We start from the raw sequence: 13,308 nt of genomic DNA, 5'->3' as shown, positions 1-13,308 counted from the left end.
TCCGTGTCGACAACACCGGACAAAAGCGGCAAAGGTGGCGCACTTCGCGGCCGCTCGCGCCGAGCTCACCAGCCGAACAGGCCGCCCATGATCCGGGCACAGCGCGCCGTCATCGCTTCGGCGTCTTCCTCCGGGCGGTCGATCCACCAGCTGATCAGCGAGTCGACCACCCCGGTCCACACCTGCGCAACCGCCTCGATGTCGGCCGGGTCGGCCAGGCCGCGGGAGGTCAGCAGCTGGGTCGCGCCGAGCACGGCGAACGTGTCCAGGCGGCGTCGGTAGTCCGCGGCCGAGGCGGCGATGTCGCCCCTCTCCGGCACCGTCGCGTCGCGCAGGAGGCGCCACGCGTAGCGGTCGTGGTCGAACGTCGTGAAGATCGCCGAGAGCACCTTCAGCGGCATCTGGTCGGGCTCGCCGCCGGCCGCCATGGTCGTCGCGACGCCCTCGGTGAGCCGGTCGCCCGCGCGGTGCAGGCAGGCCAGGTAGAGCCCGTCCTTCGAGCCGAAGTACTGGTACAGCAACGGCTTGGTCACCCCGACCCGGCGCGCGATCTCGACCATCGACGCGCCCGTGTAGCCGGCCCGGCCGAACTCTTCGGTGCCGGCCACGACGAGCTGGGCCTCGCGCTCTTCGCGAGGCATCCCCTTGGTCCCGACCGGCCTTGACTCCGTCACGCCGGAGAGCCTACCGTGCGTAAAGTGACCCCAGGGTAAGTTACCGGTAGGTCAGATCCGAGGAGGCGACGTGGCCGAATTCCTGGCGCACCTGCGCGACCCCGTGCTGTTCGCGATTCCGGTGTTCCTGCTCTTCGTGACCATCGAAATCGTGGCGGTGCACGTGCTCGGCCACGACGACAACGTGCTCGGCTACAGCGTCGCCGACACCCGCACCAGCATGCTGATGGGCACGGTCGCGGTCGGCGTCAACGCGCTGTTCCGGCTGGTGATGCTGGGTGTGTTCGCGGCGCTGTCCGAGCTGGCACCGGTGCGGCTCGACCCGCGCGACTGGTGGACGTGGGTGCTCATGCTGCTCGGCCAGGAACTGGTGTTCTACGCCTACCACCGGGCCAGCCACCGCGTGCGGCTGCTCTGGGCCGGGCACCAGGTGCACCATTCGAGCGAGCACTACAACTTCTCGACGGCGCTGCGCCAGAAGTGGACCCCGTACTTCCAGCTGCCGTTCTGGTCGGTGCTGGCGCTGGGCGGGATCCCGCCGTGGATGATCCTGACCGGGCTGTCGATCGACCTCGTCTACCAGTTCTTCGTCCACACGGAGAAGGTCGGCAAGCTGCCGCGCTGGTTCGAGTACGTCTTCAACACCCCGTCGCACCACCGCGTCCACCACGGCAGCGACGCGGAGTACCTGGACGCCAACTACGGCGGCATCCTCATCGTCTGGGACCGGCTGTTCGGCAGTTTCGTGCCCGAAGGCAAGCGGCCGACCTACGGGCTGACGAAGAACCTCGGGACGGACAACCTGCTGCAGGTCGGCTTCCACGAGTACGGCTCGATCCTGCGCGACCTCCGTGCGGCGCAGACGTGGCGCGAGCGCGCGGGGTACGTGTTCGGGCCACCCGGCTGGCAGCCCGGACACGTACCCGCCTGAGCTACGCCGTTTCCTGCAGTGCGTTCGCCGGCCGGATCGCCACCGGCAGGCTGTCCAGCGGCGGGCGCTGCGGGGAGGTCAGATCGGTCAGCACCAGTTCGCGCTCGACGCCGTCCGCCGACGTGCCCCGCTGGAACTGGGCGAGCAGCGTCGCGGGCGGCACCGCCGTGACCAGGCGGTCGTAGCGCTCCAGGCGGTCGAAGAGCGTCAGCATGATCTGCCCGGCCATCCGGCCCAGCGCCTGCGTGCTCTGGTGCCGGTGGACGCGGTGGCCGAGGTCGACCTGGGCCAGCGCGTCCAGGCCGCGCAGCTCCACCAGGTCGATCAGGTGCCCGATCTCGACGCCGTAGTTGACGACGAAGGGAATGCTCTCCAGCACCTCGCGGCGGCCCGCGTACTCGCCGGCCAGCGGCTGGACGAAACCGGACAGCTCGGGCCAGAACATGTTGAGCAGCGGCCGCGCGACGAGCTCGGTGACCCGGCCGCCGCCTTCCGGCTCGCTGCCCGCCGCGCCGTTCAGCGGGCGGTGGTAGAAGCCCTTGACGTAGGCCACCGACGGATCGGTGAGCAGCGGGCCCAGCAGCCCGGTGACGTAGTCGGTGGTGAAGTCGTAGAGGTCGCCGTCGACGAAGACGACGAGGTCGCCGGTCGTCGCCGCGACGCCCTTCCACAGCGCCTCGCCCTTGCCCTGCAGCCCGTCGAGGGCCGGGAAGACGGCGTCCTGGGCGACGACGTCCGCTCCCGCCGCCGCGGCGACCTCCGCGGTGGCGTCGGTGGAGTGGCTGTCGACGACGAGGATCTCGTCGACCAGTTCGTGGCGTTCCTGCAGCTCCTCGCGGATGGCGGTGACGATCGCGCCGACGGTCGCTTCCTCGTTGCGGGCCGGGATGACGACCGAGACCGTGGTGCCGCGCTTGGCCGCGACCAGCTCTTCGGTGGTCCAGTCCTCCGCTTTGCTGCTGCGGCGGGCGAGCCAGGTGCCGACCTCGGGCGTCACCTGCAGCCGCGCGTGGTTCGTGCGCATGTGCATTTCCCCTTCCCTCGCTCATCTCCGAGGTTCCGGGGTACGCATTTCCGCGACCTGTTCGGAGTGCTACCGGGGTGTTACGAGATGGCTGCCGCGGCACCGATCCCGTTAACCTCGCGGGCCGAAAACCAGCTGACCGGCGCGGGCCGCGCCCTTTAGGCTCGTGATCGATGAGCCAGTACTCCAGCATCGACGGCCAGGACGCCGGAATGATCGAGGCGAAGCGGCCGTTCCGCTGGGACCTCGTCCGGCCGGACCACCTGGGCTCCCTGCTCGACGGCATCCCCGAACCGGACCTGTGGTTCCTCGACGAGCTGACCGACTGCGCCGCGAAGGTGCTCGCGCGGTCCGGGAACGGCGAGCTGTACTTCGTCGGCCGGTCCGCGGACTCCGTGTTCGACCTCCTCGGCGGCGCCCTCCCCGACCCGCGCCGGCTGCACTCGCTGCCGTTGTCGACCGGGTCGATGGACAGCTGGCTCGACGGCAGGCTCCGCCCGGCCGAAGCCACGCAGCTGCGGGCGAACCTGGCCGCGCACGGATTGAGTCCCGCCGCGCTCGCCCGCGGTTCCCGGCCCGTCGTGTTCGTCGACGTGGTGTCCTCGGGCCGGTCCTTCGGGCAGCTGATCGGCATCCTGCGCGACTGGGCCGACGACGAACGCGCGGACCGAGCGGCCGTCGTGCGCCGGATCCGGATCCTCGGCCTGCCGCGCCGCACGCACACCAGCCCGAACACCCGCCGGTGGCAGCAGCACGCGAAGTGGACGCGCGAGCTGCCCGCCGGGGCGATCCGGAACGTCTCGCTCGAGAGTGCCGTGTTCAGCTACTTCGCCGATCACCAGCAGAAGCTGACCCGCTCGTTCGGCCGGGACCTCTGGTCCGCCGAAGACGTCCGGGAGCCCGCCCACGACCACCGAACCCGCCGGGCGCTGGCCGAGGCGGTGGCGATCGTCGCGGCCGGGCGCTCGCCGACGGTGCGGAAGAGGCTCGCCCGGACCATGACCCGCGAACCCGCCATCGCCGAGCCCTGGCTGCGGGACCTCGTCAGCCTTCTTCTTCCTCGAGCATCTCGGGGGTGACCGCGGACTCCGTGTCCGGGATGTTCAGGTCCTTGGCCCGCTTGTCCGCCATCGCCAGCAGGCGGCGGATGCGCCCCGCCACCGCGTCCTTCGTCATCTGCGGCTCCGACAGCTGGCCCAGTTCCTCCAGGGACGCCTGCCGGTTGGACAGCCGGAGCCGGCCCGCCGCCAGGAGGTGGTCCGGGGCCGTCTCGCCGAGGATCTCCAGCGCGCGCTCCACCCGGGCCGCCGCCGCCACCGCCGCGCGGGCCGAGCGGCGGAGGTTGGCGTCGTCGAAGTTGGCCAGGCGGTTGGCCGTCGCCCGGACCTCGCGGCGCATGCGGCGTTCCTCCCACTGCAGCACGCTCGCGTGGGCCCCCAGGCGGGTCAGCAGCGCGCCGATCGCGTCGCCGTCACGGACCACCACCCGGTCGGCGCCGCGGACCTCGCGGGACTTCGCCTGGATGCCCATCCGCCGCGCCGCGCCGACGAGCGCCAGCGCCGCCTCCGGGCCCGGGCAGGTCACCTCGAGCGACGACGAGCGGCCCGGTTCCGTCAGCGACCCGTGCGCCAGGAACGCGCCCCGCCACGCCGCTTCCGCGTCGGCCACGCCACCGGACACCACGGCCGCGGGCAGCCCGCGCACCGGGCGGCCGCGCTGGTCGATCAGCCCGGTCTGCCGGGCCAGTCCCTCACCGTCCTTGACCACGCGCACGACGTACCGGGTGCCCTTGCGCAGCCCGCCGCTGGCGGTGATGACGTGGACGTCCGAATGGTGCCCGTAGAGCTCGTGGATCTCCTTGCGCAGCCGTCGCGCGACCGAGCCCGTGTCGAGCTCCGCCTCCACGACCACCCGGCCGGCCACGATGTGCAGGCCGCCGGCGAAGCGAAGCAGCGACGCGACCTCCGCCCGGCGCGGCCCGATCTTCGTGATCTCCAGCCGGCTCAGTTCGTCTTTCACCGAAGCGGTCATCGCCATTACTGCCCCTCCCTGCCTTTCGCTCCTCCCCCGTGCTCCCCGCCCCTGCCGAGACCGAGAGCCTCCCGCATGGTCCGCGCGAGCGCATCAGGATCATGCCGTCCCGGTACTCCGGGGTCGGCGACCGCCCCCAGGTGGGCCCGGCCGCCCAGCCGTTCGGCCGCGCGGCGGAGATTCGCCGGGTCGGGCACGGAATCGCGGTCCGCGATCACCGCGTCGACCCGCAGATCGGGCGCGTGTTCGAAGAGTACGTCGAGGTGCCGCTCCGGCGAGAATCCCGCGGTTTCCCCCGGCTGGGGGACAAGGTTGAGGATGATCGCCTTCGTCGCGGCCGTCCGCACGAGCGCGTCGTGCAGCCCGGGCACCAGCAGGTGGGGCAGGACACTGGTGAACCAGGAGCCGGGGCCGAGGAACACGACGTCGGCGTTCAGCACCGCTTCGACCGCTTCTTCGCACGCCAGTGGCGGCCGCCCGGCCCGGCCCGGCGAGCGCAGGCTGACCCGCCGCACCTGCCCGGGGGTCGAGGCCACCGCGACCTGGCCGCGGATCGTGCGCAGTGCCGTGGGGTCCTCGCTGTCGAGGCCGCTGACCTCGCCCAGGATCTCCAGCGGCTCCGGCGACATCGGCAGCACGCGGCCCGAGACGCCCATCAGCCGGCAGGCCTCGTCGAGCGCGGCGACCGGGTCGCCGAGCACCTCGAAGAGCCCGGCCAGCAGCAGGTTCCCCACCGCGTGCCCGGCCAGCGCGCCGTCGCCGCCGAAGCGGTGCTGGAAGACCTCGGCCCACAGCGTGCCGCCGTCCTCGGCGGCGAAGGCGGCGAACGCCTGCCGCAGGTCGCCCGGCGGCAGCAGCCCGAGTTCACGCCGCAGCCGCCCGGACGATCCGCCGTCGTCGGCCACGGTCACGACCGCGGTGACGTCGGGGGTGACCCGCCGCACCGCGGACAGTGTGGCGTGCAGTCCGTGGCCGCCCCCGAGGGCGACCACGCGCACGTTATTCACGACCAAGGTCGCGGTGCACCACCTTCACGGCCATCCCGTCCTCTTTGGACAGACGCTGGGCGAGCTCGACCGACAGCGCCACGCTGCGGTGCTTGCCGCCGGTGCAGCCCACGGCCAGGGTCAGGTACCGCTTGCCCTCGCGCTTGTAGCCGGCGCCGATCAGCCGCAGCAGCTGGTGGTAGCGGTCGAGGAACTCCTCGGCCCCCTCCTGCGAGAGGACGTAGTTGCGGACCTCGCCGTCGAGCCCGGTGTGCTCGCGCAGCTCCGGGATCCAGAACGGGTTCGGCAGGAACCGGACGTCCATCACCAGGTCGGCGTCCATCGGCAGGCCGTACTTGTAGCCGAAGGACAGCACGGTGACCCGGGTCTGGGTGCTCGCCTCGGAGCCGAACGCGTCCTCGATCTTGGCGCGCAGGTCGTGCACCGACAGCGACGACGTGTCGAGCACCAGGTCGGCCTCTTCGCGCAGCGGCTCCAGCAGCGTCCGCTCCGCCGTGATGCCGTCGGCGAGCCGGCCGTCACCCTGCATCGGGTGGCCCCGGCGGACGGCCTCGAAGCGCCGCACCAGCACGGCGTCGGTCGCCTCCAGGAACAGCACGCGCGGCTTGTAGCCCCGGGCGTCCAGGTCCTTGATGACCGAGGCGAGGTCGTCGGTGAACGCGCGCGACCGCACGTCCATCACCACCGCCACCTTCGTGATCGCGCCGCGGGCCTGCGCACCCAGCTCGACCATGGTGGCGATCAGCTCCGGGGGCAGGTTGTCGACGACGAACCAGCCCAGGTCCTCCAGGCACTTGGCCGCCGTGCTGCGGCCCGCCCCGGACAGACCGGACACGACGGCGACCTCCATGCCGGAGCCGCGGATCTCCTCTTGCGCACTCACTGTGTTTCCCTACTCCCCTGCTCCTGTGCCGTTGCTCGCGCCGGACTCCCCGGCCAGCGCGGCGACCACGGCCTCCGCGGTGCGCCTGCCGAAGCCGGGCACCGCCTCGATCTCTTCGATCCTGGCCTGCTTGAGCTTCTTCACCGAGCCGAAATGCTTGATCAGCGCGGTGCGGCGAGCCTGCCCCAGCCCGGGCACACTGTCCAATTCGGACGTCACCAGCCGCTTGGAGCGCTTCTCGCGGTGGTAGGCGATGGCGAAGCGGTGGGCCTCGTCACGCAGCCGCTGCAGCAGGTACAGCCCCTCCGACGTCCGCGGCAGGATCACCGGATCGGGGTCGGCGGGCAGCCAGACCTCTTCCAGCCGCTTGGCCAGCCCGATCACGGAGATGTCGGTGATACCGAGCTCGGCCAGCACGTCCGCGGCCGCCGTGGCCTGCGGGCCCGCGCCGTCGACGACCAGCAGGTTCGGCGGGTAGGCGAACTTCTTCGGCCGCCCGGTTTCGGGGTCGAGGCCCGGTTTCGACGAGTCCTCCGCGCCTTCGGCGGTTTCCTTGAGGTAGCGGTAGAACCGCCGCCGCACGACTTCGGCGATCGAGGCGACGTCACCCTCCGTGGCCGCCTCCCGCAGCGCGAAGCGCCGGTACTCGGACTTGCGCGCGAGCCCGTCCTCAAACACCACCAGCGACGCGACGACGTCGCTGCCCTGGATGTGGCTGATGTCGATGCACTCGATCCGCAGCGGCGCGGTGTCGAGGGCGAGGAACTCCTGCAGCTCGGTGAGCGCCGCCGAGCGCGCCGTGAGGTCGCCGGCGCGACGCAGCTTGTGCTGGGTGAACGCCTCCCCCGCGTTGCGCTGCACGGTCTCGGCCAGCGCCTTCTTGTCGCCGCGCTGCGGCACCCGCAGCTGGACCCGCGACCCGCGCAGCCCGGTGAGCCACTCCGCGACCGCGTCGGCGTCCGCGGGCAGCTCCGGGACCAGCACCTCGCGCGGGACCACCGGCCCCGCGTCGACGTCGTCGCGGGCGTCCAGCTCGGCCTCGTCGCCGTAGAACTGGGTGAGGAAGTGGTCGACCAGCGCCGGGACGTCCATCTCCTCGGCCTTGTCGATCACCCAGCCGCGCTGGCCGCGGACCCGGCCGCCCCGCACGTGGAAGACCTGGACCGCGGCCTCGAGATCGTCGTGGGCGAACGCCACGACGTCGGCGTCCGTGCCGTCGCCGAGCACCACGGCCTGCTTCTCCATGGCGCGGCGCAGCGCGCCGAGGTCGTCGCGCAGCCGGGCGGCGCGCTCGAACTCGAGCTCCTGGGACGCGGCGGCCATCTCGGCTTCGAGGCGCCTGATCATGACGTCGGTCTTGCCGGCCAGGAAGTCGCAGAAGTCCTCGACGATGTCGCGATGCTCGTCGGAGGAGACGCGGCCCACGCACGGCGCGGAGCACTTGTCGATGTAGCCGAGCAGGCAGGGCCGGCCGATCTGGCCGTGGCGCCGGAACACCCCGGCCGAGCAGGTGCGGGCCGGGAAGACGCGCAGCAGCAGGTCGAGCGTCTCGCGGATGGCCCACGCGTGCGCGTACGGGCCGAAGTACCGGACGCCCTTCTTGCGCGCGCCGCGGTAGACGTGCAGGCGCGGGAACTCCTCGTTCAGCGTCACCGCGAGCATCGGGTAGCTCTTGTCGTCGCGGTAGCGGACGTTGAACCGCGGGTCGAACTCCTTGATCCAGTTGTACTCGAGCTGGAGCGCCTCGACCTCGGTGGCGACGACCGTCCACTCCACGCTCGCGGCCGTGGTGACCATCTGGCGCGTGCGCGGGTGCAGGCCGGAGAGGTCGGCGAAGTAGGAGTTCAGCCTGCTGCGGAGGCTTTTCGCCTTGCCGACGTAGATGACCCGCTTGGCCGCGTCACGGAATTTGTACACGCCAGGGGCATCCGGGATGCTCCCCGGCGAGGGACGGTAGGTGGTCGGGTCAGCCACGCCCCCAGCCTATTTGCCACCACCGACAGTTCTCGCACGCCCCCGTCCGGCGGTGGTTCCGGCGGTCCCGGTGCCCGATCCGCCGGAAGTCGGGTTCTTCGCCCGGTTCCGACTTCGGTAGGTGTCCGCGCGGGTGGCGCGGTGGTTACTTTCCGACCGGCCGATCCGGTCCCCCTGCCGAAAGGATCACCGCCGTGCGTTCTCTCCGTCTCCTCGGTGCCGCTTCCGCGACCGCCGTCGCGCTGACCCTCGCCGGCGGCGCGGTCGCCGCCGCGGGCGTCCAGCCCGGCATCGTCGGCGGCACCACCGCCCCGGCCGTCTCCTGGGGCGCCCAGGTGTACGTCAACACGCCCGGGCGTGACTACCAGGGCTTCAACTGCTCGGGCACGGTCATCGCCGCGCGGTGGGTGCTCACCGCCGTGCACTGCCTCGACCAGGACGGCTCGGGCATGTACGTCCGGGTCGGCAGCAACACGCTGCTCTCGGGCACGAAGATCGCCGTCGACAACGAGTACGAGTCCCCGAACGGCGACATCGCGCTGCTGCACCTTGCGTCGGCGACGAGCACGGCGCCGATCTCGCTGGGCAGCTCGGACCCGGCCACGGGCAGCACCAACCAGATCTACGGCTGGGGCCGCACCACCCCGACCGGCCCGCCGTCGACGGCGCTGAAGACGGCGAACGTCCAGGTGACCGGCCGGTCCACGGACGCCTACGGCGGCCGCGCGATCCAGAGCGTCGGCGTCAACGGCTCGGCGTGGAAGGGCGACTCGGGCGGCCCCCAGGTGTCGGGTGACGTGCAGGTCGGCGTCGCGTCGACGGTCCAGAACCAGAGCGGGAGCAGCACCCGCGGCACGAACAACTACGCGAGCGTGGCGGCCAGCCGGTCCTGGATCCGGACGACCGCGGGCGTGTGATCTTCGCCGGGGCGGCGCTTCGGCGCCGCCCCGGTTCTGTCGGTGGGGTGTGGGATGCTCGCGGGCATGCGGATCGCCACCTGGAACGTGAACTCCATCGTCCCCCGCCTGCCGCGTGTGCTGGGTTTCCTGGAGGAGACGGCGCCGGACGTCCTGTGCCTGCAGGAGCTGAAGAACACGACCGAGGCGTTCCCCGCCGCCGAGATCGAGGCGCTGGGGTACGAGGTGGCGGCGTACGGGCTCGGGCGCTGGAACGGCGTCGGCATCGTGTCGCGGGTGGGGCTGTCGGACGTCGTGCGCGGGCTGCCGGGCGAACCGCAGTTCGACGGGGCTTCGGAAGCCCGCGCGATCGGGGCCACGTGCGGCGGTGTGCGGGTGTGGTCGGTGTACGTGCCCAACGGGCGCGAGCCGGACAACCCGCACTACGCGTACAAGCTGGAGTGGCTGTCGTCGCTGCACTCGCTGGTTTCGTCGGAGCTTTCTTCCGGGCCGTTCGCGGTGCTGGGCGACTTCAACGTGGCGCCCACGGACGCGGACGTCTGGGACATCACGCTGTTCGCGGAGTCGACGCACGTGACGAAGCCGGAGCGCGACGCCCTGGCCCGGCTGCGGGACCTCGGGTTGTCGGACGTCTTCCCGCGGCCGCTGAAGTACGACCACCCGTTCACGTACTGGGACTACCGGGCCGGCAACTTCCCGAACAACAAGGGCATGCGCATCGACCTGGTGTACGGCAACGAGGCTTTCACCTCAGCCGTCACGGATTCCTATGTGGACCGCAACGCCCGCAAGGGCAAGGGCCCCTCGGACCACGCACCGATCGTGGTCGACCTGGACCTCTGACACCAGTTCCCGAGCGTCAGCCGCCGGTGTGCTCTACCGCCGCAGGTCGTGAGTGGTAAATAGGGTTCTAACCCTCATTACCACTCACGACGGTGTGGTGACCCCGGGCGTCAGTGCCCCTGAGTGGCCGCGCGGTGCAGCTTCCGCAGCGCGCGCACCGCTTCCACCGCCCGGTCCCGGTCCACGGCCTGCACGGCCATCACCGCGTGGTACTCGTCGTCCGGCAGCTCCAGCCGCGCCCACGAAGCACCGTCCGGGAAACTCACCGACAGCACCTCGCTCCATGCGAAACGGCGAGTGATCAGCACGTTCCGGACCTCGATGCCCTCGGCATCCGCCCGGACCCGCGCGATCGCGAACAGCATCACGCCGCACGCCAGCAGGATGCCGATGCCGACCATCGCCGCCTGGTCGGAGCGCTGGAAGCGCACCCCCGTGTCGCCGCTGCGCAGCAGGACGGCCACCACCACGAACACCGCCAGCAGCGCCACCGCCAGCACGCCGCACATGATCATCGCCCGCCGCGGGCGGACGACCAGCGTCGCAGAAGTACTCACGCTCACACGAATCCCCGCTCGGTCCACGGCTGGCGCAGGCTCCGCAGCACGTGCGCGGAGTCCAGGGCCGCCACCGTCGCCTCGTAGCCCTTGTCCTCCTTCGAACCCGGCCGGCCCGACCGGTCGACGGCCTGCTCGTGCGTGTCGCACGTCAGGACGCCGTTGCCGACCGGGGTGCTCTCGTCGAGCGCGACCCGGGTCAGGCCCGCCGTCACCGCGTCGCACACGTACTCGAAGTGCGGGGTGCCGCCGCGGATGACCACGCCCAGCGCGACCACCGCGTCGTGGTTGCGGGCCAGTGCCTGCACCACCACCGGGAGCTCGACCGCGCCCGCGACGTGGACGACCGTCGGCTCCTCCTCGAGCTCGGCTTCGCGCGCCGCGACCAGCGCCCGCTCCAGCAGGACGTCGGTGATGTCGGCGTTCCAGCGGGTGGCGACGATGCCGAGCTTAAGCGACTTGCAGTCGGAGAGGTCCAGCTTGACGTCGGGACGGCCGTCGCCGCTCACAGGGTTCCTCCATCGACGTGCTCGGGGGCCGCGCCGACCTGTTCGTAGTGCTCCAGCTGAGCCAGGTCGTGACCCATCCGGTCGCGCTTGGTCCGCAGGTAGCGCAGGTTCTCCGGGTTCGGGGAGATCGGCAGCGGCACACGGCCGGTGACCCGCAGGCCGTAGCCCTCGAGGCCGATCCGCTTGGCCGGGTTGTTCGACAGCAGCCGCATGGTGCGGACGCCGAGGTCGCAGAGGATCTGCGCGCCGGTGCCGTAGTCGCGGGCGTCGGCGGGCACCCCCAGTGCCAGGTTCGCGTCGACGGTGTCCGCGCCGTCGTCCTGCAGCTGGTAGGCCTGCAGCTTGTGGAGCAGGCCGATGCCGCGGCCTTCGTGCCCGCGGATGTAGAGCACGACACCGCGCCCCTCGGCGGCCACCGCCTCCAGTGCCGCCTCCAGCTGCGGGCCGCAGTCGCAGCGCAGCGAGCCGAAGACGTCGCCGGTCAGGCACTCGGAGTGCACGCGGACCAGGATGTCCTGGCCGTCGCCGATTTCGCCGTAGACGAAGGCGACGTGCTCGATACCGTCGAGGAGCGAGTCGTAGCCGACCGCGCGGAACGTGCCAGCGGCCAGCGGGATGCGCGCGTCGGCGACCCGCTCGACCTGCTTCTCGGTGCGCCGGCGGTAGGCGATCAGGTCGGCGATGGTGATGATCGCCAGGTTGTGGTCGGCGGCGAACACCTCGAGCTCGTCGCGGCGCGCCATGTCGCCTTCGTCCTTCTGCGACACGATTTCGCACAGCACGCCGGCCGGGGCGAGCCCGGCCATCCGGGCCAGGTCGACCGACGCCTCGGTGTGCCCGGGACGGCGCAGCACGCCGCCCTCTTTCGCGCGCAGCGGCACGACGTGCCCGGGACGGCGGAAGTCCTTCGCGGCGGAGCCCGGGTCGGCGAGCAGCCGGATCGTGTGCGCGCGGTCGGCGGCGGAGATGCCGGTGCTGATGCCCTCGGCGGCGTCGACCGTGACGCTGTACGCGGTGCCCCGCGCGTCCTGGTTGGTGTGGTACATCGGCGGCAGGTCCAGCCGGTCGGCCTCGGCCTCGGTCAACGCCACGCAGACGTACCCCGAGGTGTAGCGGACCATGAAGGCCAGCAGCTCCGGCGTCGCCTTCTCGGCGGCGAAGATGAGGTCGCCCTCGTTTTCGCGGTCCTCGTCGTCGACCACGACGACCGCGCGGCCGGCGGCGATGTCCGCGATCGCCCGCTCGATGGCGTCGGCGTCGAACACCGCCCCGGTGCCGCAGGGTGTCCAGCCCGCTCCGGGCTCGTTCGCAGGCTCACTCATGACCGCTCCTCCGTGCCGCCGTCCCGATTGTGCACCTGGTCGCGGATGTGCGCCTCGGCCAGCTTTTCCACGTACTTCGCGACCACGTCGACCTCGAGGTTGACCAGGTCGCCGGGCGCCCGGCGGCCGAGGGTCGTCGCTTCGAGAGTGGTCGGGATCAGGGCCACCGAGAACTGCTCGGCGCCGATCGCCGCGACCGTCAGCGAGACGCCGTCGACCGCGATCGAGCCCTTCTCGACGACGTACCGGGACAGGTGCGCCGGCAGCGCGAACGTCGTGACGCCGTTTTCGTCGCGGCCGAGGAACACCCCGGTCCCGTCGACGTGGCCCTGCATGATGTGCCCGCCGAGCCGCCCGCCCGCCGGGGTGGCGCGTTCGAGGTTGACCCGGTCGCCGGCGGCGACCTTGGCCAGGCTCGACCGCCGCAGCGTCTCGTCGACGACGTCGACGGTGAACTCACCGCCCGCCACCTCGACGACGGTCAGGCACACCCCGCTGACCGCGATCGAGTCGCCGGGCCCGGCGTCGCTGGTGACCAGCGGGCCGCGGACGCGCAGCCGGGCCGCGTTGGTCAGCTGCTCGACCGCGGTGACTTCGCCGATCTCCTCGACTATGCCGGTGAACACGTGCGCTGCC

14 protein-coding genes are annotated in these 13,308 nt (G+C 71.7%); 4 read left to right on the top strand and 10 right to left on the bottom strand.

Annotated features, from left to right (window positions below; genetic code table 11):
* Positions 1-65: 65 nt before the first annotated feature.
* A complete protein-coding gene (locus AB0F15_RS09015; RefSeq protein WP_360267492.1) occupies positions 66-674 on the bottom strand; it encodes a TetR/AcrR family transcriptional regulator in 609 nt (202 codons plus the stop codon).
* A gap of 70 nt (positions 675-744) precedes the next feature.
* Between AB0F15_RS09015 and AB0F15_RS09010 the strand changes: the two genes are divergently transcribed.
* Positions 745-1,605: a sterol desaturase family protein gene (locus tag AB0F15_RS09010; protein WP_360267489.1), complete on the top strand. Its 861-nt coding sequence runs from the start codon at positions 745-747 to the stop codon at positions 1,603-1,605.
* Between the two features lies 1 nt (position 1,606).
* Here the strand turns inward: AB0F15_RS09010 and AB0F15_RS09005 are convergent, their stop codons facing one another.
* Positions 1,607-2,629, bottom strand: a complete 1,023-nt coding sequence (locus AB0F15_RS09005) for a glucosyl-3-phosphoglycerate synthase (protein WP_360267486.1) — start codon at positions 2,627-2,629, stop codon at positions 1,607-1,609.
* Positions 2,630-2,802: 173 nt separating this feature from the next.
* Here AB0F15_RS09005 and AB0F15_RS09000 point away from each other — a divergent pair, with 173 nt between their 5' ends.
* On the top strand, positions 2,803-3,708 hold the full coding sequence (locus tag AB0F15_RS09000) for a hypothetical protein (protein WP_360267483.1): 906 nt from the start codon (positions 2,803-2,805) through the stop codon (positions 3,706-3,708).
* Here AB0F15_RS09000 and whiA read toward each other — a convergent pair.
* The 4 genes from whiA to uvrC are packed head-to-tail and all read right to left on the bottom strand — an operon-like array spanning position 3,674 to position 8,524.
* Positions 3,674-4,666 carry a DNA-binding protein WhiA gene (gene whiA / locus AB0F15_RS08995; RefSeq protein ID WP_360267480.1) on the bottom strand — a complete coding sequence of 331 codons (993 nt, stop codon included), beginning with the start codon at positions 4,664-4,666 and terminating at the stop codon, positions 3,674-3,676. The genes AB0F15_RS09000 and whiA overlap by 35 nt on opposite strands.
* Complete coding sequence (gene yvcK / locus AB0F15_RS08990; protein ID WP_360267901.1) at positions 4,666-5,658, bottom strand: uridine diphosphate-N-acetylglucosamine-binding protein YvcK; 993 nt, start codon at positions 5,656-5,658, stop codon at positions 4,666-4,668. Before yvcK ends, whiA begins: the two co-directional genes overlap by 1 nt.
* A 1-nt stretch (position 5,659) precedes the next feature.
* Positions 5,660-6,517: an RNase adapter RapZ gene (gene rapZ, locus AB0F15_RS08985; RefSeq protein ID WP_003101350.1), complete on the bottom strand. Its 858-nt coding sequence runs from the start codon at positions 6,515-6,517 to the stop codon at positions 5,660-5,662.
* 42 nt (positions 6,518-6,559) lie between these two features.
* Positions 6,560-8,524: an excinuclease ABC subunit UvrC gene (gene uvrC / locus AB0F15_RS08980; RefSeq protein ID WP_360267477.1), complete on the bottom strand. Its 1,965-nt coding sequence runs from the start codon at positions 8,522-8,524 to the stop codon at positions 6,560-6,562.
* A 194-nt stretch (positions 8,525-8,718) separates the two neighbouring features.
* Here uvrC and AB0F15_RS08975 point away from each other — a divergent pair, with 194 nt between their 5' ends.
* Both AB0F15_RS08975 and AB0F15_RS08970 read left to right on the top strand, forming a co-directional pair.
* Complete coding sequence (locus AB0F15_RS08975) at positions 8,719-9,441, top strand: trypsin-like serine protease (protein WP_360267475.1); 723 nt, start codon at positions 8,719-8,721, stop codon at positions 9,439-9,441.
* Positions 9,442-9,507: 66 nt separating this feature from the next.
* Positions 9,508-10,284, top strand: coding sequence for an exodeoxyribonuclease III (locus AB0F15_RS08970; protein ID WP_360267473.1), 777 nt, complete (start codon positions 9,508-9,510; stop codon positions 10,282-10,284).
* A gap of 110 nt (positions 10,285-10,394) precedes the next feature.
* On the opposite strand, the gene AB0F15_RS08965 is transcribed toward AB0F15_RS08970, so the two are convergent.
* Genes AB0F15_RS08965 through AB0F15_RS08950 form a run of 4 tightly spaced genes read right to left on the bottom strand, consistent with a single transcriptional unit; the run spans position 10,395 to position 13,298 of the window.
* Positions 10,395-10,799 carry a PH domain-containing protein gene (locus AB0F15_RS08965; protein WP_360267897.1) on the bottom strand — a complete coding sequence of 135 codons (405 nt, stop codon included), beginning with the start codon at positions 10,797-10,799 and terminating at the stop codon, positions 10,395-10,397.
* Positions 10,800-10,843: 44 nt separating this feature from the next.
* Positions 10,844-11,350, bottom strand: a complete 507-nt coding sequence (gene ribH / locus AB0F15_RS08960; RefSeq protein ID WP_360267471.1) for a 6,7-dimethyl-8-ribityllumazine synthase — start codon at positions 11,348-11,350, stop codon at positions 10,844-10,846.
* Entirely contained in the window at positions 11,347-12,672 is a 1,326-nt protein-coding gene (locus AB0F15_RS08955; RefSeq protein ID WP_360267468.1) for a bifunctional 3,4-dihydroxy-2-butanone-4-phosphate synthase/GTP cyclohydrolase II, read from the bottom strand. The genes ribH and AB0F15_RS08955 overlap by 4 nt, the downstream gene beginning before the upstream one ends.
* The gene (locus AB0F15_RS08950) at positions 12,669-13,298 is read right to left on the bottom strand and encodes a riboflavin synthase (RefSeq protein ID WP_360267465.1); all 630 of its coding nucleotides are present in this window, start codon (positions 13,296-13,298) and stop codon (positions 12,669-12,671) included. Before AB0F15_RS08950 ends, AB0F15_RS08955 begins: the two co-directional genes overlap by 4 nt.
* Positions 13,299-13,308: the final 10 nt, after the last annotated feature.

Origin of the sequence: Amycolatopsis sp. NPDC026612 (assembly GCF_040638285.1) — a bacterium.
In the GTDB taxonomy this organism is placed as follows: Bacteria; Actinomycetota; Actinomycetes; order Mycobacteriales; family Pseudonocardiaceae; genus Amycolatopsis.
The sequence above is the reverse complement of the archived record's forward strand: the minus strand, read 5'-3'. Positions and strand labels throughout refer to the sequence as shown.